The 20,261-nt window shown below is 70.7% G+C and carries 21 protein-coding genes; 9 read left to right on the top strand and 12 right to left on the bottom strand.

Annotation, left to right across the window (positions count from 1 at the left end; translation table 11 throughout):
* Positions 1-100: 100 nt before the first annotated feature.
* Positions 101-1,663 (bottom strand): DHA2 family efflux MFS transporter permease subunit, encoded by a 1,563-nt coding sequence (locus ABS78_RS01995; RefSeq protein ID WP_293374351.1) that lies wholly within the window; start codon positions 1,661-1,663, stop codon positions 101-103.
* A gap of 61 nt (positions 1,664-1,724) precedes the next feature.
* On the opposite strand from ABS78_RS01995, the gene ABS78_RS01990 reads away from it, so the two are divergent.
* The 6 genes from ABS78_RS01990 (at position 1,725) to ABS78_RS01965 (ending at position 5,966) form a co-directional block, all read left to right on the top strand.
* A complete protein-coding gene (locus ABS78_RS01990; RefSeq protein WP_293374349.1) occupies positions 1,725-2,309 on the top strand; it encodes a TetR/AcrR family transcriptional regulator in 585 nt (194 codons plus the stop codon).
* Entirely contained in the window at positions 2,306-2,779 is a 474-nt protein-coding gene (locus tag ABS78_RS01985) for a PaaI family thioesterase (RefSeq protein WP_293374347.1), read from the top strand. The genes ABS78_RS01990 and ABS78_RS01985 overlap by 4 nt, the downstream gene beginning before the upstream one ends.
* A gap of 2 nt (positions 2,780-2,781) precedes the next feature.
* Positions 2,782-3,888, top strand: a complete 1,107-nt coding sequence (locus ABS78_RS01980) for an HlyD family secretion protein (RefSeq protein WP_293374345.1) — start codon at positions 2,782-2,784, stop codon at positions 3,886-3,888.
* A 114-nt stretch (positions 3,889-4,002) separates the two neighbouring features.
* Complete coding sequence (locus ABS78_RS01975; protein WP_293374343.1) at positions 4,003-4,641, top strand: hypothetical protein; 639 nt, start codon at positions 4,003-4,005, stop codon at positions 4,639-4,641.
* A gap of 122 nt (positions 4,642-4,763) precedes the next feature.
* Positions 4,764-5,024 (top strand): SWIB/MDM2 domain-containing protein, encoded by a 261-nt coding sequence (locus ABS78_RS01970; RefSeq protein ID WP_293374341.1) that lies wholly within the window; start codon positions 4,764-4,766, stop codon positions 5,022-5,024.
* Between the two features lie 204 nt (positions 5,025-5,228).
* Complete coding sequence (locus tag ABS78_RS01965; protein ID WP_293374339.1) at positions 5,229-5,966, top strand: phosphocholine cytidylyltransferase family protein; 738 nt, start codon at positions 5,229-5,231, stop codon at positions 5,964-5,966.
* Between the two features lies 1 nt (position 5,967).
* Here ABS78_RS01965 and ABS78_RS01960 read toward each other — a convergent pair whose 3' ends face one another.
* Genes ABS78_RS01960 through ABS78_RS01935 form a run of 6 tightly spaced genes read right to left on the bottom strand, consistent with a single transcriptional unit; the run spans position 5,968 to position 11,554 of the window.
* Positions 5,968-6,717, bottom strand: a complete 750-nt coding sequence (locus ABS78_RS01960) for a nucleotidyltransferase family protein (RefSeq protein WP_293374337.1) — start codon at positions 6,715-6,717, stop codon at positions 5,968-5,970.
* Positions 6,714-7,862, bottom strand: a complete 1,149-nt coding sequence (locus tag ABS78_RS01955; RefSeq protein ID WP_293374335.1) for a dATP pyrophosphohydrolase — start codon at positions 7,860-7,862, stop codon at positions 6,714-6,716. Before ABS78_RS01955 ends, ABS78_RS01960 begins: the two co-directional genes overlap by 4 nt.
* A 7-nt stretch (positions 7,863-7,869) precedes the next feature.
* Complete coding sequence (locus ABS78_RS01950; RefSeq protein WP_293374333.1) at positions 7,870-8,928, bottom strand: LptF/LptG family permease; 1,059 nt, start codon at positions 8,926-8,928, stop codon at positions 7,870-7,872.
* The gene (locus tag ABS78_RS01945; RefSeq protein ID WP_293374331.1) at positions 8,925-10,118 is read right to left on the bottom strand and encodes an LptF/LptG family permease; all 1,194 of its coding nucleotides are present in this window, start codon (positions 10,116-10,118) and stop codon (positions 8,925-8,927) included. Before ABS78_RS01945 ends, ABS78_RS01950 begins: the two co-directional genes overlap by 4 nt.
* Before the next feature lie 22 nt (positions 10,119-10,140).
* A complete protein-coding gene (locus ABS78_RS01940) occupies positions 10,141-10,575 on the bottom strand; it encodes an HIT family protein (protein WP_293374329.1) in 435 nt (144 codons plus the stop codon).
* Between the two features lie 40 nt (positions 10,576-10,615).
* Positions 10,616-11,554, bottom strand: a complete 939-nt coding sequence (locus tag ABS78_RS01935; RefSeq protein ID WP_293374328.1) for a metallophosphoesterase — start codon at positions 11,552-11,554, stop codon at positions 10,616-10,618.
* Positions 11,555-11,648: 94 nt separating this feature from the next.
* Here ABS78_RS01935 and ABS78_RS01930 point away from each other — a divergent pair, with 94 nt between their 5' ends.
* Genes ABS78_RS01930 through ABS78_RS01920 form a run of 3 tightly spaced genes read left to right on the top strand, consistent with a single transcriptional unit; the run spans position 11,649 to position 14,574 of the window.
* On the top strand, positions 11,649-12,764 hold the full coding sequence (locus tag ABS78_RS01930) for a CDP-alcohol phosphatidyltransferase family protein (RefSeq protein WP_363082487.1): 1,116 nt from the start codon (positions 11,649-11,651) through the stop codon (positions 12,762-12,764).
* Positions 12,761-13,666 carry a diacylglycerol kinase family protein gene (locus tag ABS78_RS01925; RefSeq protein ID WP_293374326.1) on the top strand — a complete coding sequence of 302 codons (906 nt, stop codon included), beginning with the start codon at positions 12,761-12,763 and terminating at the stop codon, positions 13,664-13,666. Before ABS78_RS01930 ends, ABS78_RS01925 begins: the two co-directional genes overlap by 4 nt.
* Entirely contained in the window at positions 13,663-14,574 is a 912-nt protein-coding gene (locus ABS78_RS01920) for a hypothetical protein (RefSeq protein WP_293374324.1), read from the top strand. Before ABS78_RS01925 ends, ABS78_RS01920 begins: the two co-directional genes overlap by 4 nt.
* Before the next feature lie 2 nt (positions 14,575-14,576).
* On the opposite strand, the gene ABS78_RS01915 is transcribed toward ABS78_RS01920, so the two are convergent.
* From ABS78_RS01915 to ABS78_RS01895, 5 genes are all read right to left on the bottom strand, one after another.
* Entirely contained in the window at positions 14,577-15,791 is a 1,215-nt protein-coding gene (locus ABS78_RS01915) for a pyridoxal phosphate-dependent aminotransferase family protein (protein ID WP_293374322.1), read from the bottom strand.
* A 2-nt stretch (positions 15,792-15,793) separates the two neighbouring features.
* Positions 15,794-16,048, bottom strand: coding sequence for an acyl carrier protein (locus tag ABS78_RS01910; RefSeq protein ID WP_293374320.1), 255 nt, complete (start codon positions 16,046-16,048; stop codon positions 15,794-15,796).
* Positions 16,049-16,154: 106 nt separating this feature from the next.
* Positions 16,155-17,090: an NAD-dependent epimerase/dehydratase family protein gene (locus tag ABS78_RS01905; protein WP_293374318.1), complete on the bottom strand. Its 936-nt coding sequence runs from the start codon at positions 17,088-17,090 to the stop codon at positions 16,155-16,157.
* A gap of 2 nt (positions 17,091-17,092) precedes the next feature.
* Entirely contained in the window at positions 17,093-18,814 is a 1,722-nt protein-coding gene (locus ABS78_RS01900) for a fatty acyl-AMP ligase (RefSeq protein ID WP_293374316.1), read from the bottom strand.
* Entirely contained in the window at positions 18,811-20,187 is a 1,377-nt protein-coding gene (locus ABS78_RS01895; protein WP_293374314.1) for a lipopolysaccharide biosynthesis protein, read from the bottom strand. The genes ABS78_RS01900 and ABS78_RS01895 overlap by 4 nt, the downstream gene beginning before the upstream one ends.
* Positions 20,188-20,261: the final 74 nt, after the last annotated feature.

The following is a 20,261-nucleotide window of genomic DNA, read 5'->3' as shown; positions in this document are numbered from 1 at the left end:
CTCTCTCCGGGAGAACGGGATTCTATCAGGGTTGGCGGGGTCGCCTAGCCCTTGGCTTTGCGCGGGCCCAGTTCCAAGGGGCGGGCGAAGCGCGTGACGGTCAGTGCTCGGCCGGTGGCGGCCCCTCGACGGGCGCCGGCTTGGCGAAAGGCACGATCAGCAGGGCGGCCGCGAACAGGAGCGCCATCAACACATAGGCGTCGGCGAAGGCCAGGGTCACCGCCTCGCGGCCCACGATCCGGCCCATCACCGCTTCGGCCATCTGGAGCGCCCGTGCGCCGTCGGGTGTCCAGGCCTGGGCCAGTTGCGCCAGGCCGGCCAGGGCCTCTCGCGCGCGGTCGGGTTGTTCGCCCAGGGCCGCGGAGAGGCTGGCGGCGTGCATGCGCGTGAAGTCGATGAGCCAGGTGTTGACCACCGCGATGCCCACCGCGCCGCCCAGGTTGCGCATCAGGTTGAAGAGGCCCGAGGCATAGCGGAGTTGATCCGGCGGCACGCCGTTCAGCGCCATCCCCACCGCCGGGACGATGCAGAGCAGCATGGCCAGCCCGCGCATGACCTGGGGCCAGAACAGCTCCCAGAAGCCCCACTCGGGGGTGACCTGGGAGAACATCCATTGGGAGACGGCGAACATCGCGAAGCCCACGGCGATCACGTAGCGCCCGTCCACACGGGTGGAGAGGCGGGCCGCGATGGGGGCGGTGACGGTCATGGCGATCCCGGTGACGAAGACGGTCATCCCGATCTGGAGGCTGGAGAACTCGCGCACGCGGCCGAGGTAGACGGGCGTCAGGTAGGTCACCGCATAGAGGCCGAAGCCGATCACCACGTTCAGAACGCAGGCCATGACGAAGGTGGGCCGCAGGAACGGCGTCAGCTTCACCACCGGCATGGTGGAGAAAAAAGTCCGCTCGAAGAAGACGACCGCGCCGACGAACGAAACCCAGGCTGCGGCCAGCACCGCCTCGTCGTTGAACCACTCGTGCCGCGGGCCTTCCTCCAGCACGTACTGGAGCCCGCCCAGGAAGACGGCCAGCGAGGCCACGTGCTGCCAGTCGATCCGGCGCAGCATCGCGGGGCTGGCGGCGTCGACCTTTCCGATCAGGGGGAAGAGCAGGGTGACGGCGACGCCGGGCACGATGTTCATGAAGAACAGCCAGCGCCAGTCCACATACTCGGTGATGAGACCGCCGACCGTAGGCCCGAGGGTGGGGGCCAGCGTGGACACCATGCCGAGGATCGCCGGCACCATGGCGCGCTTGGGCCCCTCGAACAGCACGAAGCCGGTGGCGAACACCAGCGGCACCATGGCCCCGCCGGTGAAGCCCTGGAGCGCCCGGAAGGCGATCATGGAATTGATATCCCAGGCCAGGCCGCACAGCAGGCTGGAGGTGGTGAACAGACCCGCCGAGAGCGTGAACAGCCAACGGGTGGAGAGCGCCTGGGACAGGAAGGCCGCGAGCGGGATCATGACGATCTCGGCCATCAGGTAGGAGGTCTGTACCCAGGCGATCTCGTCGGGGCCGGCGTTGAGGCCCGCCTGGATCGAGTTGAGCGACGCCGCGACGATCTGGATGTCGAGCAGAGCCATGAACTGGCCGAAGGCCATGACGCCGAAGATCAACAGCTTTCGCCGTTCGCTGAGCGTGGCGGGATCGACGGACATGGGTTGCGCTCAGGCCTGGGACGTCTAATATGATCATCATCATATAAAGGCGACGCGCGCGATGCGCTACAGCGATACGCACAAGGACGAGACGCGGAAGAAGGTGGTCCGGGCCGCTGCGGCCGCCGTGCGCTCGAAAGGACCCGAGGGGGTGGGCGTGGCCGAGATCATGGCCGCGGCCGGCCTGACCCACGGGGGCTTCTACGCGCACTTCCCGTCGAAGGAGGCCCTGATCGTCGCCGCGATCGACGAGGCCTTCGGTTCGAGCGCGCGGCGTTTCGCCCGCCTCACCGACGGCGCCTCGCGGCGCGAGGCCCTGGCGACGTTCGTGGACACCTACGTCACCATGCGCCACCGCGACCATCCCGAGGGTGGGTGCCCCGTCGCCACGCTGTCCAGCGACCTGCCGCGCCAGGGCCTGGCGGTCCGGGAAGCCTACGAGCGCGGCCTGAAGTCGCTGGTCCGCCGGGTCGCCGGCTGGCTGCCCGAGGCGACGCCCGACCCCGACAGCGTGGCGGCGTCGCTGGTGGCCGAGATGGCCGGAAGCGTCCTGATCGCCCGCGCCATCTCCGACGACGCCGAGGCGGACCGCCTGCTGGCCGACGCCCGACATCGCATCAAACACCGGATGGGAATCCTGACATGAACGCCGTCACGCCAGACACCCAGGTCGCCGACCCGCGCGGGATGTCGGGGATCGAGCAGCTCCGCTACGCCTTCGATCCCGAGCGGCCCGAGCGCGGACCGGGAATCGGCCGAACCCTGGGCTTCACCGTCATCGAGATCGAGGAAGGGCGGGTCGTGTTCGGCGGCCACCCGGACGAGAGCGTCTACAACCCCATCGGCACGGTCCACGGCGGCTATGCCGCGACGCTGCTCGATTCGGCCGTGGGCTGCGCCGTCCATTCGACGCTGAAGGCGGGACAGGGCTACACCACGCTGGAGCTCAAGGTCGCCTATCACAAGGCCCTGACCAAGGAGACCGGACCCGTCCGCGCCGAAGGCCGTGTGATCCAGGCCGGCCGTCGGGCGGCCTTCGCCGAGGGGCGGCTCGTGGACGGGAAGGGGGTCGTCTACGCCACCGCCACCTCGACGCTGCTGGTGTTCGAGCGATGAAGATGGAGTCCGTCACCGCCGGCGCCCCGGTGAGGCCGAAGCGTCGCCTGCCGCCTCGCGGCGTGCTGGTGCTCATCGCGGCCCTGGCCGTCGGCGGTGCGGGCTACGCCTACATCCACGCCGCCAAGGCCTCGGCCACGACCGACAACGCCTATGTGAAGACCGATGTGACCGTGGTGGCGCCGCGGGTGCGGGGCCATGTCGCCGAGGTGCTGGTGGCCGACAACCAGCCGGTGGCGGTGGGCCAGCCTCTCGTCCGCCTCGACACCGAGGAGTACGCCGCCCGGGTCGCGGCCGCCGAGGGCGATCTGGCGGTGGCCGAAGCGACGGTCTCGGCCGCCGAGGCGGCGCTGGCGCGGCTGGCCGACGACGAGGCGGTGGCCGCCGCCCAGGTGCGCGAGGCCGAGACCGGCATCCGGGCCGCCGACGCAGAGGTGCAGCGGGCCCGTGCGGACTGGGGTCGCTACGAGGCCCTGCTGAAGACCGGCTACGCCCCCCGGCGCGAGGCCGATCGGGTGGAGGCCCAGGCCGTGGCGGCGGCCGCCGCCGCCGACCGCAGTCGCGCCGAGCTGGCGGTCAATCGCAGCCGCCTGACCGCCACCGCAGGCCGCCGCGGGGAACTGGCCGCCGCCGTGGCCCAGGCCCGCGCCCAGCGTGCGCGCGCCGCCGCGTCCCTGGACCTCGCGCGGCAGGACCGCGACCACGCGGTGATCCGGGCGCCCGTGGCCGGGGTCGTGGGCGACCGCCAGGCGAACGTGGGCGACTATGTGCAGCCGGGTTCGCGCATGCTGGTGATCACGCCGATGGACCGCCTGTATGTGACCGCCAACTTCAAGGAGACCCAGACCGCGCGGATGCTGGGCGGCCAGCCTGCCTCGGTGAAGGTGGACGCGCTTCCCGGCGTGACCTTGAAGGCCCATGTGGAGAGCTTCGCCCCCGGCACGGGCTCTCAGTTCGCCCTGCTGCCGTTCGAACCGGGCGTTGGCAACTTCACCAAGATCGTCCAGCGCGTCCCGGTCCGGCTCCGGTTCGACCCCGGTCAGCCCGACGTGGCCAAGCTGCGGCCCGGGCTTTCGGCGAAGGTGACGGTGGCGCTGGAGGGCGTTTAATCGCAGATCGCCTTCGTGACGCCGTCGTCGGGGACGGCCGACGCGGAGCAAAACTGAAAGCGCATCCAGACTTCCATCATATTCCTATTAGATTGGTAGTAATATGATGCCCGTATGCCTGACGCCCGCATCGAGATTGAGCGCGAGGACGGGGTGGTGGACGCCTTCGTCGCGTATCCTGACACGCCCGGCGACAATCCGCCGGTGATCCTGCTCGGCGACGGCCGGCACGGGGCGACGGGACTGGCGACCGAGGCCCGCCGGTTATCCGCCCACAGGTTTTTCGTTCTGGTCCCCGATCTGAAAGGACTGGGCGCCGAAGCGCGTCGCGAAGCCGCCGTCGCCTGCGTGGACCACCTGGCCGATCTGCGGGGCGTCGACGACACGCGCGTGGGCGTGGCGGGCTTCGGCGCCTGCGCCGATGCGGCCCTCTCGCTGGCGGCCTGGCGCTCCGAGCGCATCGCGGCGGTCGCGGCCTATGGCCCATCGCGGCTCGGCGTCCGCAGCGCTCTGGAAATCGCCAATCGAATCAACGGTGTCGTGCGCCTCGGCTATACGGTGGGTATCACTCACCCGCGAGCCGGCGTCCTCGAGGCGGCCCTGGGTCTGGCGGGCGTGCCCTTCGATGTCGAGGTGGGCGACGGCGCGCCGGATGGGGGCGCTCTCCTGGATCTCTTCCACCGTGCGCTGTGGCCGTCCTCCGCGGCGGGGCGTGGTCCCGACGGACAGGGACGGGCCGGGCTCAACCCGTAGGCGACTTCCCCGAGCGCATCTTCTATAGCGCAAGGCGTAGGGCGCGCTAGGATGCGCCAAGCGACTCGGTCCGGGCGACCCCCGCCAGGACGTCGCGCCAACGCAATCGACTGGGGGAGCCCATGGCCACTGGTAAGAACACGAACGCCCTGCAGAAGCCCCTGACGCCGTCCGCTGAGCTGGCCGCCGTTGTAGGCGCCGGCCAGCTTTCGCGCGGCGAGACCGTTTCCAAGATCTGGGACTACATCAAGAAGAACAACCTCCAGAATCCCGCCAACAAGCGCGAGATCCTGGCCGACGCCAAGCTGAAGCCGATCTTCGGCGGCAAGGACAAGGTCAGCATGTTCGAGATGAACAAGCACCTGGCGGCGCACCTGAAGTAGGCGCGCGAGCCCCGGCCGTACGCGCCGGTACGCGATCCGGGAGACCCCGCGGGCGAAGGCCTTGCGGGGTCTCCTGCATTCTGGTTCGCGTGTTCCGCCCCGTCTCGTGGCCAGAGACCGTCGGCCGCCTCTTTCCTTTCGCCCTACGGGCCGTCATAAGGGCCGGCCGCTTCCACGGGCCTTTTCCCATTCACGGACGATTTCGTGACGCCGCCCAGCAGAGCCATCATCCTCGCCGCCGGCCAGGGCAAGCGCCTCCTGCCGCTGACCGAGTCCCGCCCGAAATGCCTGATCGAACTGTCGGGCCGGACGCTTCTGGCCTGGCAACTCCTGCGGTTGCAGGCCGCGGGTGTCGGCGAAGCTGTGATCGTCACCGGTTTCCGCGCCGACGCGGTCGAGGCCGAGATCGCACAGCTGAACCTGTCGATGCCGGTGCGGCTCCAGTTCAACCCGTTCTACACGGTCTCGGACAACACTGCGTCATGCTGGATCGTGCGTGAGGAATTCGACCGCGAGGTGCTGGTGCTGAACGGCGACACCCTGTTCGGGCCCGGCGTGGCCGAGGCGCTGCTTTCGGCGCCGCCCGCCGAAATCACGGTCACCATCGACCGCAAGGACAGCTACGACGCCGACGACATGAAGGTGTTGACCGACCACGGCCGTCTGGTGGCCATCGGCAAGACCATCGAGGCCTATGACGCCGAGTCGATCGGCTTCCTGCGCTTCTCGCCCGAGGGCGCGGTGAAGTTCCGCGACGGCGTCGAAAAGGTGCTCCAGACCCCCGAGGGCCTGCGCCGCTGGTATCTGTCGGTGATCGACGAACTGGCGCGGTCGGGCGTGGACGTGAAGGTCGCGTCCATTGAGGGCCTGGAGTGGGGCGAGATGGACTTCCCGCAGGACGTGGAGAACCTGACCCGGCTCTCCGGCGGCTGGACGGTCTGACTCAGCTCCCGGCGATCTGTCGCACGAGGTCGAGGTCGGCGGGCTTGTCCACATCGACAGACGCGAGGCCGTAGGGGCTTTCCACCACGGCGGCGTTCACCCCGGCGAGGTCCCCCAGCCGCGTGGCCGCAGCGCGCAGGGTGAGGCGGCGGAAGAGGTAGCGCAGCAGCATTCCCGGACCCAGGATCCGGGCCATCCTCCAGGGGCGCTTGCGCTCGGCCTCGACGCGCCGCCAGAGGTCGAGGACGGCCAGGGCGCGGGGTGTGGCGAGGTAGAAGAGATTGCAGCCCGACCAGTCGCCGTCGGCCAGCCTGAGCCAGGTGCGCTTCGTCCCCGGCGCGGCGGCCTCCACCGTGGCGCGGGCGGCCACCAGAACGGCGACGTCGGCGCCCGCCGGCATGTCCGCGCGGAACTGGTCGATCCACTCGGGCCGCAGGAGGGCGTGGTCGGCGGTGGTGACGAGCAGGGGCGCGCCCAGGGCGTCCGCGCCGACACGGACGCTGAGGCTGGGGCCGGAGGCCTCATCGAGCGCCTCGCAGCCGAGGCGGGCGATCTCGGCGCGCACGTCGGGATGGCTCGAGATCACGGCGATGCAGCCCGCGCCCGCGGCCCGCAGCGCGCCGACGACGCGGGCCAGCAGGGTTTCGCCGCCGAGCCGGATCAGGGCCTTGTGAGACGCCTCGCCATACGCGGCGACCGGGTCCGGCCCGCCGCGCGATCCGGCCAGCACCAGGGCGGCGAAGCCGGTCAAGCGTCCGCATTCCCGGAAAGCGCCTTCTCGTAGACGCGGTAGGTCTTGTAGATCCGCGCGCCGCCGGCGTCGCAGATGCGGCGCATCGGCAGGTTGTCCTCGAGGACCCAGGAGAGCTCGTAGCGCTCGTAGCCCAGCTTTCGCGCCGCCTGGGCGACCGCGTCGATGAGCTGGAAGGGCAGGAGCTGGCCGCGCAGGGTCGAGGCGAACTTGCGCTTCACGCCCATCAGCGGCACGCGGCCGGTCTTCGGCCCCTTCACCTTCAACCGCCAGAGCAGCTTGGCCCAGCCGAGGGGGAACAGCTTGCCGTCCAGGTCGGCGATGGCCTCGTTGATGTTGGGCAGCAGGATCATGAAGCCCGCCGCCTCGCCGTCGATCTCGGCGAACCAGGCCAGGCGGGGGTCGATCAGCAGGCGCAGGTTGCTGGCCAGCGCCTGGGTCTCGGCCTCGGTGGTCGGGGTGAAGCCCCAGTTGCCGGACCAGGCGTCGTTCAGGATGCCGGTGAGAGTGCGGACCTCTTCGTCCAGCCGCTTCATCTCCAGGGTGCGCAGGCGCACGCCTTCGGCCGGCGCCTTGCGCACGCGGCGCAGGATGGGGCCCGGCAGATCGTCGGCCACGCTGCAGACATAGGCGTGGATGTCCTTGGCCTTGGCGTAGCCCTGGCCCTCGATACGGGCGCCCGCGTAGGGGGCGTCGTGACCCATCATGAACATGGGCGGGGTGTCTCGGCCCTCGACCAGCAGGCCGACCTCCTCGTTCGTCGAGAGATTGACCGGGCCCAGGGCGGTGCGGCAGCCACGGTCCTTCAGCCAGGCCTCGGCGGCGGCGAAGAGCGCGGCGAAGACCTGCGGGTCGTCCTCGGCTGCGATCATGCCGAAGTGTCCGATGCCGTCCCGGGTCTGGGGATTCAGGCGATCGATCTGCGCGCTGATGCGGCCCACGTCGCGTCCGTCGCGGCAGGCCAGCCAGAACTGCACGTCGGCATGCTGGAAGAAGGGGTTCCCCTTGGGGCTCAGCGCCTCGTGACGCTCGAACAGCAGGGGCGCGACGTAGTTCGGATCTGCGGCTCCGATGCGCGCGCCCAAGCGGATGAAACGGTCGAGCTCGGACTTGCCGGCCACGGGCGTGACGACGACGTCCCCCAAGGCGCGCTCAGCCTTCCAGGTACAGCAGGGCGGTGACGCCCAGGGCCGCGAAGATCGACGGGGCCGCCCATGCGGCCAGCACGGCCGGCGCCGCCCCGTTCTCGCCCAGGGCCGTGAAGGCGCCGTCGAAGACCAGGAACAGCAGTCCCGACGCCAGGCACTGGACCGTCAGGGTGACGCCGCCGCCCCGGAAGTTGGCGAGCGCCGCCGGCGCCGCCAGCAGCATCATGACCAGGCAGGCGACAGGCGCCGCCCAGCTTCGCTGGAGCTGGGTGTCGTAGAACGTGCGGGGCCGGGTCGAGAGGCCGCCGGCCAGGGCGCGGCTGGCTTCGGCGGCGGTCACCGTCGTTTCGCCCATCGCCAGGGCGCGAACGTCGCCGGGGGTCAGGTTGGCGGTCCAGTCCATGCGCTGGGCGGCGCTCTCGACCACATTGTCGTCGCCGAGGGTCTCGAAGCGGGGCTCGACCAGTCTCCAGCGGCCATCCTCGTAGACAGCCGCCTGGGCGTTGGTCCTCTGGATCAGACGCCCCGAGGCGTCGCGCTTGTAGATCGTCACCTGTTCCAGGCTGGTCCCGTCGGGATCGCGGGGGACGGCCACCACGATCTCGTCGCCAACGCGGAAGGTCACCGGGTCGACGGCCTTGGCGGCGTCGGGGGGGGTGCTGGCCTGCCACCACTCGCTGAGGATGGTGTCGGTGCGGGGGGCGATCACCGTGCCGATCGCGAGTTGAGCCAGGGCGAGGGTGAGTGCCGTGGGAAGCGCCATCATGGTGATCCGGTAGGCCGAAATTCCGGTCGAGCGCATCGCGGTCACCGCGCTGTCCCCGGCCAGCTTTCCGAACGCGAACAGGGAGCCGGCCAGCACGGCGAGGGGCGCAGACTGTTCGATCAGCCGCGGCAGGCGCAGGAGCGCATAGTAGGCCACGCCGCCGGCGCCCAGGTTGCGGTCCAGGATGTCGGTCGAGACGTCCAGCAGGTCGAGGATCTGTAGGACGCCGACGAGAGCGAACAGGGCCGCGCCGATCCGCGAGGCCATCAGCTTCAGGAGATAGAGGCCGAGCGTCATGCGGCCGCGCCCGTCGCGCCCGCGGCCCGGCGGAGGCGCATGCGCGCCGCCCAGGCCGACAGATGCTCCATCGCCCGGCCCACGGGGGTCTCGCCGGGGCGCTTGAGGCTGGTGAAGAAGACCAGGAAGCAGATGCCGGCGAAGACGCCGAACGGCACGCCGACGGCCAGTTCGGCCGGCGCCCGCCCGGTCTCGGCCAGGCCCTGGCCGAGCTGGATCGTGTGGTGGAAGGCGAGCAGCAGGAGGCCGCCCACGATCGCGCCCGGGGCGCGACCGCTGCGCTTTGCGGCGAGCCCCAGCGGCACGGCCAGCATCGGCAGCAGCAACAGGCCGAAGGCCCGGGCCAGCCGGCCGTACAGTTCGCCCTTCAATGTCTCCTTCGGAAGGGTGGAGTGTCCGGACCGCGCCTGGTCGGCGAGTTCGAAGAGCGTGAGTTCGCGCTCGTCGCCGCCGCGCGCCCGAAGCAGTCGGGCCGGCCCCGTCATCGGAAGCTGCATGGTGAAGGCCTGGAAGCTGAGGGTCTCGGGCCGACCCTCGGCGTTGAAGCGGAGCTGCTGGCCGTCACGAAGTTCGAGCCGGACGTTCTGGCCGTCGGCGGTGCGGCTGAGCTCGGCCATGGCGGCGGTGGTGATCTCCTCGCGGCCTTTCTCCGTGATCCGACGGATGAAGACGCGCGAGAGCTGCTGGCCCGCGGGATCGGCGATGTCGGTGGTCATCGTCAGATCCTTCGACGGCGACAGGATCGTCTCGGCCGGGATCAGGCCGTTCCAGCCGGCGTTCTGGGCCGTGTGGAGGACGGCGCGGTAGGCGTAGCGGCTGTAGGGCTGTGCGAAGCCGAAGACCACCAGGCTGACCACCGTCAGGGCCGCCGCGAGGCAGAGGTAGGGCGCCGCGAGCCGCGTGAGGGAGAAGCCGGCGGCCAGCAGGGCGTCGATCTCGGACGACTGGTTCATCCGGTTCACGACGATGACCAGCGCCAGGAAGAAGGCCGCGGGCAGGGTCAGGCCCACGTAGTGCGGCACCAGATTGACGGCGAGCTGGGCCACGAAGCCGAACCGGTCGCTGGACGCCGACAGCATGTCGAGCAGCCGCAACGTGCGCTCCAGCAGAAGCGCGATGAGGGTCACCCCCGTCGCTCCCACCATCGGCCAGAAGGCCAGGCGGAGCAGATAGCGGTCGATGAGACTCAATCGGGTCCCCGGATTGCGGCGGTCATGCCCGCCAGCGGGCGGCGAAGTCGGCGGCCAGCGCCTTGGCCTCCTCCTCGCTCAGCGCGACGTGAGACGCAAGTGCGGGCGGGCCGGGCCAGCCGGCGTCGGCGAAGGCCTGGCCGCCGTGCGACCGCTCGCCAGGGTAGCGTGGAATGACGTGAAAGTGGACGTCGGGGTCCACCATCATCAGCATGAGGTAGTTGATCTTCTCGTACGCGACCGCGTCGCTCAGCAGCGTCTCGATACCCCGCACGGCCTTCTGGAGGTCGGCGAAGGCGGCCGGCGACAGGTCGGAGAAGGCCCGGGCGTCCTCCTTGCAGACCAGGACGAGGGACCCGAACGTCGGCTGCTGGGGCCGGACCAGCACCAGCCAGTGGCCGGTCTCGGCGACCAGAGTGGCCGGGTGCCCGAACTTCCGGGCCGTGGAGTTGGTCACGCGGGGCTCCTCGCGATTCAACGGTCGCGTCGTAGGCGGATCATAGGAACGCCCCCTGCGGCGGGGAAGGGCGGTCGTGCGGGTTTTGCGCCGCCGGATACAGGGAGAACGCGCCCAGGCGCTCCACCGACAGCGCCGGGGTGACGCCGAAGGCCGTGACGCGGATTCGAAAGCCGGCGTCGCCGGGCGCGATCGCGATCTCGTTCCAGCGCGCGGGTTCGCCGGGACCGCCCGCCGGCGTCGAGGCCGCCGGCGCGGCCAGGACGGGGATGTCGCGATCCGGGCCGGGGAGGCGGGCGAGGTGCGCCTCGTGGGCGTGGCCGTGAAGGACCAGTTCGGCGCCCACAGATCGGAGCATGGCGCGGAACTCGGCGGCGTCGGTGAGCGCCTTGCGCCCCGATACGACGCCCCGCGTGACCGGGTGATGGACCAGAACCACGCGGCAGAGGCCCTGGGCGCCCGCCTGGCGCAACAGGCGGGCGGCGGCGTCGATCTGGACGCGACCCAGAGCGCCCTGGGCGAGGTGCAGCGCCGTGGGCGTGGCGGACGAGAGGTTGATGATCGCCACGGGGCCTCGGACCCGCAGGTGCGGGAAGTCGCCGGGCGGGCCGTCCGAGAGCCACGGCCGCCAGGGGGCGAAGTCGCGCGGGGCGCCACGCGCGGTGAGCGCATCGTGGTTTCCCGGGCTGACCGTCACCTCGCGCGGGTCGCCGAGGGAGAGCAGCCACGCGCGGGCGGCTTCGAACTCCTCGGGCGTCGAGAAATTGACCACATCGCCGGTGATCGCCACATGGTCGGGCGACCGACTGACCATATGGGCGGCGATGGCGTCCAGCACGGCCTGGATGTGCCGACGCCGCTTGCGCCGCCAGGCGAAGCGGCTCAGCAGGCGTTTCGAGGCCACGTCGCGCCAGCGGAAGGGCAGGGGCGGCGGCGGAAGCTGCAGGTCCGAAAGATGGGCGAGGCGGAAGGCGGTCAAGCGCAGGTCGAGCTTTCCAGCGGGGCGAGCTTTCCTAAGGAGACGGGGCTCGGTATCAGGTTGCACCGATTTGCGTGAGAGGCGCGCGGAAGTTTTGCAGACGACGGTGGAAGCGGGCGCGGCGCCGACGGGAATGATCCTGGGCGCCGGCGACGTGCGAATCTGGGGGATGACGGCGCGCGAGCGGCTGCGCCGCACCTTCGTGCGCGCCGGCCTGGGCGTGGCCGACGAACCGCCGACGTCCGGCTCCGTCGTGCTGGCCCTGGGCGGATGGGTCTACGACGAATCCCTGATCGCCACCTTGGCGAAGCGGCCAGAGGCCGTGCTCGTGACCGACGACGGGGGCGCGGTGGCGGCTCATGTGCCCGCCGCGCGTGCGGCCGAGGCGGCTGCGGCGCTAGAACGGGGCGAGGAGCCCGTAGGGCTGGCTCGGTTGTCGCTGGCGGATCTGGCCTACAACGAGGAACTGCGGAAGCGCGAGGCGCCGGTATTGACCCGGCTCACGGCCCAGAACGTCCGGGAGGTGGAGGCGCGCACCTTCGCCGGCTCGTACAAGGGTGTGACGGACCTCGTGACCAAATACTGGTGGCCGGTCCCGGCGCGGATCGTCACCCGTTGGTGCGCCGTCGCAGGATTGAAGCCCAACCATGTGACGTTCCTCGGCTTTCTGCTCGTCCTGGCGGCCTTCTGGCTCTTCTGGCAGGGGCAGTTCGGCTGGGGGCTGGTCTGCGCCTGGGTGATGACGTTCCTGGACACGGTGGACGGCAAGCTGGCGCGGGTGACGCTCACCTCGTCTGCGATCGGCAACGTCTTCGACCACGGCATCGACCTGATCCATCCGCCGTTCTGGTGGTGGGCCTGGTATGTGGGCTGTTTCGGGACGGCCATCGCCGCCGACCTGCCCGGGATCGCGCTGGGGATGATCCTGGCCGGCTACGTCCTGCAACGGGTGGAGGAGGGGATCTTCCTGCGGGCCTTCGGCTTCCATATCCATTCGTGGCGCCCGTTCGACAGCTTCTTCCGCCTGATCACGGCGCGCCGGAACCCCAACCTGCTGATCCTGACCCCGGCCTGGTTGCTGGGTTGGCCCGGCGAGGGGCTGATCCTGGTGGGTGTGTGGACGGCCATCTGCCTGATCGTCCACGCCGTGCAGCTGGTCCAGGCGTTCGCGGCGCCGCGCGAGCGCCTGGTGTCCTGGCTGTCGCGTTGATCCGCGCCGGCCTCATCTGGAACCAGAAGAGCCACCGCAACCGCGGGACCGGCCGCGGACCGCTGCCGGCCGACGTCCTGGACATCGTGCCGGAGGACCCCGCCGAACTGGACGGCGGCCTGCGGCGATTGGCCCAGGCCGGGGCGGACCTCGTGGTGGTGGATGGCGGCGACGGTACGATCCGCGAGGTGTTGAGCCGCCTGCCCGAGGCCTTCGACGGGCGATTGCCGCGCCTCGCGGTTTTGCCCAACGGCAAGACCAACGCCCTGGCCCTCGACATCGGCTCGCCCCTGGGCACCACGCTGGAGCAGATCCTGGCCGCGGCCGAGGCGGGTCGGCCGACCAAGCAGCGAAATTGCCTGGAGATCGTGCGCCAGGGCGCCGTCGGACCCGAGCGCCGCGGCTTCCTGTTCGGGACCGGCGCATTCGTCCGGGCCACCGAGTTGGCGCAACGGAACCACGGCCTGGGTTTCTTCGATGGGGCGGCCATCTTCGTCACCCTGGGCGGCGCCATCGTGCGAACCCTGGCTGGCGGGGCCGGTGACCCGTGGCGACGCGGGGAGGGGGGAAGCCTGTCGCTGGAGCCCGAGGTGGCCCGCTGGTTCCTGGTCATGGCGTCGACGCTGAAGCGGTTCCCATTGGGCCTGAGGCCGTATGGCCAGCCCCGGGAGGGTCTGAAGGTGCTCTCGGTGGCCGCGCCCCCCCGTCGGCTGCCGTTCGCGCTGCCGATCCTCCTGCGGGGCGGTGACGCCCCGTGGCTGGCTGGGGCCGGCTATCGGCGCGACGACACGTCTGTCTTCGAGTTCGCGTTCGACGGCGAATATGTCCTGGACGGGGAACGCTATCCGGGGGGGGACCTGTCGGTGCGGCAGGGGCCGGCTCTGGAGTTCGTGATCCCGTGACGGCGGACCTGGAGGCGCGGATCGAGGCCGAACTGGCCAGTCCGGCGCCGGACGAGGTCACGGCGCTGGCCGCGGCTCTGGCCGATCCCGGGCGGGACGTCGCGGTCCTCTACTATGGCTCCACGCTCAGGACCGGCGACCTGTCGGGCATCCTGGATTTCTATCGCCTGACCCGGCGTCCGCACCGGCGCGGCCTACGGGGCTTGGTCGAGGCGTTCCTCTGGCCCGAGGTGAGCTATCACGAGGTGGCGATCGGGGAGCAGATCCTGAGAGCGAAGGTGGCGACGATGCCGCTGGACGTCTTCCGCAAGGCGGCGGAGGGGCGGACGCTGGACACCACCATCTGGGCCCGCTTTGTCCAGCCGGCTCAGCGGGTCTGGAGCGCGGACGCCGAGGCGGGCCGGGCAGCCGGCGAGGCCGTGGCCGCCGCCGTGGTCACCGCTGCGCGCCACGCCGCCGCCCTGGGGCCGGAGACGGGAACGGCCGCCGACTACTGGCTGGCGCTGTTCCGCCGGACCTACGCCGCCGAGTTCCGGGTGGAGAACGCCGGCCGGGCCGACACCGTGATCGCCGCGACGCCCGAGCGCTACGATGCGTTGCTGCCGCCGGCCTGGGCGGCAGGGGGAGTGGACTACGCCGACGAGGGGGTGCGACTGCGGCCGTCGCGGCGGGGGCTTCCCGGCTGGACGCTCCGAAGCCTGATGGGAAAGCCGCTGAACCTCGCGCGGATCGGCAAGGCGGCCTTCACCTTCGACGGCGCCGCGCGCTATGCGGCATGGAAGATCGCCCGGCACACCGGAGTCGAGATCGCCGTCACGCCGTTCCGCGAGCGCCATCCCTTCCTGGCCGCGCCGGGGGCGTGGCTGGAACTTCGGCGGCGGCAGCGGGCGATGGCGCGAGGAGGCTAGGCTCAGGCCGACGCGCGGAGGGAGTGCTTCAGCAGCCCGAACTCCTGGCCCAGGCGCCCGAAGACGGCCAGGACCTCATCGATCTGGGCCGGCGTGTGCGCGGCGCTGACGCTGGAGCGCAGCAAGGCCTGATTGTCGGGGGTGGCCGGCGGCACCGCGAGATTCAGATAGACCCCGTTCTGGAGCAGGGCGTTCCACATCATCACGGCCGTCGCCTGGTCGGGCATGACCACCGCGGTGATCGGGCTGGCGTGGGGGCCGACGACGAAGCCCATGTCGCGCAGGCCTTCGTACAGCCGGTCGGCGTTGGCCGAGAGGCGGACCCGCAGGTCGCGGTCGTCTTCCAGCCGCTGGAGCGCCTTCAGCGTCGAGGCGATGACGGCGGGCGGCAGGGAGGCGGTGAACATGTACGGCCGGCTGACGATACGCAGCAGGTCGAAGTTGTCTTCGTCCGAGACCAGGAAGCCGCCCACGGCGCCCAGGCTCTTGGAGAAGGTGCCGACGATGAAGTCGACGTCGGCCTCGACGCCGGCGGCCTCGGCCAGGCCGCGGCCCTTATCGCCCAGCACGCCCATGGAATGGGCCTCGTCGACGAGCAGGTAGCCGCCCATCTCGCGCTTCACGGCGGCGAATTCCTTGAGCGGCGCCACGTCGCCGATCATCGAATAGATGCCTTCGACAACGATCAGGCGGCCGCCGGGCGCATCGCCCAGGCGACGGAGGCGCTTGGCGAGATCGTCTGGGTCGTTGTGGCGGAAACGGATGACCTCGGCGCCCGAGAGCTTGGCGGCGTCATAGATCGAGGCGTGGCTGTCGGCGTCCAGGATCAGGTGGTCGCCGCGGCCGACCAGGGCCGAGATGCCGCCCAGATTGGCCTGATAGCCGGTGGTGAACACCATCGCGTGCTTGCGGCCGTAGAAGCCGGCCAGCGCGTTCTCCAGAGCCGTGTGGCCGCTGAAGGTGCCGTTGGCGAACCGCGAGCCGGTGGTGCCCGTGCCCCATTCGCGCACGGCGGCGGCGGACGCCTCGATGCACTCGGGGTCGAACGTCAGCCCCAGGTAGTTGTTTGTGCCAAGCAGGATGACCTTGCGGCCATCGAGCATGCCTTCGGTCGGCGAAAGCACCGCGTCGAAACGGACGGCGGACGGGTCGGCGCCCACGGCGCGAATCCCATCGAGCGGGGCGCGATAGCCCAGGTGCTTGTCGAGCAGCCCCATTCTTAAGCCTTCATCCGCAGCTTGTTGATCAGTTCAGAGAGGTCGCCGACCGTCTGCACTGTCGCCAGCCGGTCGAGAGGAATCGATAGGTCAAATCGATCCTCAAGCTCCATGACGATGTTCATGAGTGCAAGCGAGTCCACGGCCAGGTCACGGGCGATGTCGGTCTCCGGGGTCACCTGGACATTGCGGCCCAGAACCGTCTCGGCGGCCCGTGCGATTTCACGGACTGTGAGGTCCGTCGCCAGTTCCACCATCGGTGAGCCCCCCATTCGGCCCGAAAATGCGTACGCCAGCCGCGTACCTAACCATCTCCGACCCCTTTTTCTACCGTGGGATCGAATGTGGGTCACAAAAGAGCCGTCAATGTTTCATCCATGCCGCAGTGCGGTACCAGGCCACGGTGTGTGCAAACCCATCGGTCAGGTCGAATTGCGGCGGCGGCAGACCGGCAAGCCGTTCCGCCTCGGGGACGGACCAGTCGCGATGCAGCAACTCCCGCGCCTTGGCCGACGAGAGCATGGCCGTACGACCCAGCAGCATCGTGAAATCATTTGTGATTCCGATGGCGCGGATCAGGGTTTTCGGGACGCGCGCCAACCGCGGCGTAGCGCCGCAGGCCGCCGCGGCGGCCGACATCAGCTCGCGCCAGGAATAGCCGTCGGGGCGGGAATCGCACAGCGCATGCGCCGCGCCCGTCGGCCGCGTTGCAGCAATCGCGGCGGTCTGACGGGCGGCGTCCGCCACATGGATCATCGCCACGCGCGCGGCCTCGTCGGGCACGGGAAGGACGGGGCTGAGCGCTGCTGCCTGAAAGACGGGCAGAAGTTCGCGGTCGCCGGGGCCGTAGATGGCGCAGGGGCGCACGATCGACAGCCGATTCTCCAGGACCTCAGCCATCGCTGCTTCGCCCGCGCGCTTGCTGGCGGCGTAGTGGGAGAGCTGCGGTTCGCGCGCCGTCAGGCTGGAGACCAGGACGACATGCGGCGTCCCCGCCGTCTTCGCCGCCTCGGCCACGCGTCGGGCGCCGGCCACGTTCACGGCGTCGAACGCCGCGCGGCTGCGGGCCTTCACCAGACCGGCGGCGTGGATCACCACGTCCGCGTCCGCGCACAGGGCGTCGAGCGCAGGGGCGTCTTCCAGACCGCCCGGAACCACCTCGGGTTCGAACGCGCGCCACAGGGGCTCGATGGGGTCGCGACGTGCGAGAATGCGCACGGTCCAGCCATCTTCGCCCAGGGCCTGGACGACCCGGCGTCCGAGGAAGCCCGTGGCGCCGGTGACCGCGACCCGGCGCATGCTCAGGCCGGCTCCTCCTGGCGGAACGCGCCGGCGAGGAACAGGGCGCGGGCCTTGGAGCGCGACAGCTTGCCCGACGAGGTCTGGGGCAGGGCGTGGGCGCCGACCAGTTCGACGCGGGGCTCCACGCCGTGACGGGCGCGCAGGACCGCGGCCACGTCGTCGGTCAGCGCGCGGCGGACCTCGGGATCGCTCGCGCGCGCCTGGACCAGAACCACCAGTTGCTCGCCCGCTTCCTCGTCGACGGAGAAGGCGGCGACGTCGCCGCTGCGCAGGCGCTCGATCTCGGATTCGGCGGTCCACTCCAGGTCCTGCGGCCACACGTTGCGGCCGTTGAGCAGGATCAGGTCCTTGGCGCGGCCCGTGGGAACGAACTGTCCGTCGGCGAGATAGCCGAGATCGCCGGTGTTCAGCCAGCCGTCCTCGCCCAGGGCGGCGGCGGTGGCTTCGGGATCGCCGAAGTACTCGCGCATCAGGCTGGGACCGCGCACGAAGACCCGGCCGGCCTGGCGCTCGGGCAGGGCGCGGCCCGTCTCGTCGCGAATCTCCAGCTCGTGGCCGGGAAAGATGGGTCCGCAGCGCACGAAGGCCCGCGAACGCTCGCCCGAACCGGAGACGACCGCGCCGTCGCGTTCCATCCGCGCGACGTCGACGTGGTCGAAGATCAGACCCTGCTCCAGGGGCGACATGGTCAGTCCCAGGGTGGCCTCGGCCATGCCGTAGCTGGCCACGAACACCGTGTCGCGGAAGCCGGCCGTGGCGAACCGCTCGGCGAAGGCGGTGAGGGGGCCGGTGCGCACCATGTCGCCGCCGCAGCCCGCCACGCGCCAGCTCGAAAGGTCGAGATCGGTGCGGCCGCCGTCGCCGCGCCGGGCGCAGAGTTCGTAGCCGAAGCTGGGGCTGTACGAGATCGTGCCCCGGTTCTTCGAGATCAGGTCGAGCCACAGCAGAGGCCGGCGGACGAAGGCGCCGGTGGGCATCATGTCCACCGACATCTGCGCCGACAGGGGGATGAGCAGGAAGCCCACCAGTCCCATGTCGTGGTAGAGCGGCAGCCAGGAGACGGCCCGGTCCTGCGGCGTGACGCAAAGCCCATGCCGCGTGGTGGCCAGCGCATTGGCCATCAGCGCGGCGTGGGTGCAGAGCACCCCCGTCGGATTGCGCGTGCTGCCCGAAGAGAACTGGACGTAGCAAGGGTCGTCGGGAGAGGGGGGCGGCAGGTCGTTCGCCGACGGCTCCGGAAGGCCGGCGGCGCCTGCGTTCGCGTCCAGGGCGCGGGGCGTTCCGGCGGCCTCGGCGGCTTCGGCCAGCCAAGGGACCAGGGCCTCGGGCCCGAAGACCGCGGCGGCCTTCGCCGACCGCAGCATGCGGGCGATCTGCTCCACATAGGCCTCGCGCCCGCCGAGCGGCGCCGGGAGGGGGAGCGGCGCCGGCGTGATCCGCGCATACTGGCAGGCGAAGAACAGGGTGACGAAATCGGCGTCGGTCTCGGCCACGAGGCCGACACGGTCCAATGGCTTCAGCCCAGCCGCGAGCAGGCGCAGGGCCAGGGCGCGGGCGCGTTCGCGCAGGACGGCGTAGGGGATGGCTTCGACCAACTCGCCGCGAAGGCCGTACAGGTTGAGGCCGGTAGGACCCGCGGCGGCGTAGTCCAGCGCCTCGGTCAGGGTCGCGAAGCCGCCCTGCCGGAACGGCCGGTCCGGGGCAGTCGGTGTGATCGTCAAGCGTCGCCTTCCAGTCGTTGCGCGGGATCGGGCGCGTCCGTGTCGGCGGACCGCCGAATCCCGTTCTCTCTGAGGATGAACCACAGCATGCCCAGGGCAAGGGCGCCGGCGGCCGCAGCCAGGCCGGCGCCTGCGCCTATAAGCCCGAACTGCGCCACGAGGAAGGGGAGGGCGCACAGGAAGAGGGCGCCGACCGCCAGCCTGACGCGCACGGCGGCGCCCGGCTTGCCCAACGAGACCAGCATCGGCTCGAGGGGAAGGGCGAAGATCCCGATGACGGCGGCGGCCACCTGCCAGGTCATCACCTCGGCGGCGGCGGTGAAGCTCTTGCCCATCACCAGCGTCAGCAGCGGCGGACCGGCCAGCCAGCTCACCGCCAGCATCGCGACGCCGACGGCCCCGCCCAGAAGCCCCACGTTGCGCGCCAGCCGCCACATGGCGTGATGCCGGTCTTCGGCATGGAGCCGGGCCAGTTCGGGGTACAGCGCGGGAACCAGCAGCTTGGCGGGTTTGGCCAGGGCGTCGGCCACCTGACGGCCGATCCGCCAGTAGGCGGCCTGGGCCGGTCCCACAAGCGCGCCCACCATCAGGGTGGCGACGTGGGTGAAGGCGACGTCCAGCGTCGCGGCGAGGTTGGTGTTCCACGCGAAGCCCCAGGCGCCGGGCATGCCCTCGGTCAGGCGCCCGCCGCGCCAGGCGAAGTCCTGGAGCATGTCGCGCTTACGCACCTCGGCCCAGGCGGACCCCGCGAGATAGAGCCAGCTACCCACCGTCCCGACCGCCCAGGCGAGCAGGAAGCCTTCCATGCCGGCGCCCAGGGCCAGGGCGATCACCGACCCGACCACCCGAATGACCGAGATCAGGGCGGCCTGCCAGGCGAGGACGTCGAACCTGTCGAACAGCCGGAGCAGGCCCAGGGGCGTGGCCGAGACCATGAAGGCCACCGAAACCATGTAGAGCGCCGCGGCCGGCGCCTGATCCGGACCCCAGCCGAGAACGTTCGCGAAGGCGATCGCCCCCACCACGCCCACCATCACCCCCAGCACGGTGCTGGCGATATCCAGGACCAGCGAGAAGCGCAGCACCCGCTGGAAGTCCACGCGACGGCCTTCGGCCAGCGGGCGGGCCCCATATTGCAGGATAGTCTGCCAGGACTGGAACTTCACCACTTCGCCCAGGAACTGGGCGAAGGCCTGTATGAGGATCAGGATCCCCAGTTCCGCGGCGCCCAGGGCGCGCGCCGCGATGGCCACGGCGGCCAGGCCGAGCACGGCGTTCACCGTGCGACCGCCCAGAAGGAGGCCGGCGTTCGCCACCACCCGGCGAAGGATCGGCCGGACTCCGGCGATCTGTTCGGCCTGTGATGCGCTCATGCGCCCGTTCGCACTCCTCGAGCCGCCGCTCGCCGGCGCTTTCCGCCCAACTAGCGCCGTCCGGGCCTCCACGC

Source organism: Phenylobacterium sp. SCN 70-31, from assembly GCF_001724605.1.
GTDB lineage: Bacteria > Pseudomonadota > Alphaproteobacteria > Caulobacterales > Caulobacteraceae > Phenylobacterium.
The sequence above is the reverse complement of the archived record's forward strand: the minus strand, read 5'-3'. Positions and strand labels throughout refer to the sequence as shown.

What these genes read in the sequence shown, in the direction of transcription:
- ABS78_RS01995 (WP_293374351.1), bottom strand. Translation starts at nt 1,663, where the DNA reads ATGTCCGTCGATCCCGCCACGCTCAGCGAACGGCGAAAGCTGTTGATC.
- ABS78_RS01990 (WP_293374349.1), top strand. Translation starts at nt 1,725, where the DNA reads ATGCGCTACAGCGATACGCACAAGGACGAGACGCGGAAGAAGGTGGTC.
- ABS78_RS01985 (WP_293374347.1), top strand. Translation starts at nt 2,306, where the DNA reads ATGAACGCCGTCACGCCAGACACCCAGGTCGCCGACCCGCGCGGGATG.
- ABS78_RS01980 (WP_293374345.1), top strand. Translation starts at nt 2,782, where the DNA reads ATGGAGTCCGTCACCGCCGGCGCCCCGGTGAGGCCGAAGCGTCGCCTG.
- ABS78_RS01975 (WP_293374343.1), top strand. Translation starts at nt 4,003, where the DNA reads ATGCCTGACGCCCGCATCGAGATTGAGCGCGAGGACGGGGTGGTGGAC.
- ABS78_RS01970 (WP_293374341.1), top strand. Translation starts at nt 4,764, where the DNA reads ATGGCCACTGGTAAGAACACGAACGCCCTGCAGAAGCCCCTGACGCCG.
- ABS78_RS01950 (WP_293374333.1), bottom strand. Translation starts at nt 8,928, where the DNA reads ATGACGCTCGGCCTCTATCTCCTGAAGCTGATGGCCTCGCGGATCGGC.
- ABS78_RS01915 (WP_293374322.1), bottom strand. Translation starts at nt 15,791, where the DNA reads ATGGGGCTGCTCGACAAGCACCTGGGCTATCGCGCCCCGCTCGATGGG.
- ABS78_RS01910 (WP_293374320.1), bottom strand. Translation starts at nt 16,048, where the DNA reads ATGGTGGAACTGGCGACGGACCTCACAGTCCGTGAAATCGCACGGGCC.
- ABS78_RS01905 (WP_293374318.1), bottom strand. Translation starts at nt 17,090, where the DNA reads ATGCGCCGGGTCGCGGTCACCGGCGCCACGGGCTTCCTCGGACGCCGG.
- ABS78_RS01895 (WP_293374314.1), bottom strand. Translation starts at nt 20,187, where the DNA reads ATGAGCGCATCACAGGCCGAACAGATCGCCGGAGTCCGGCCGATCCTT.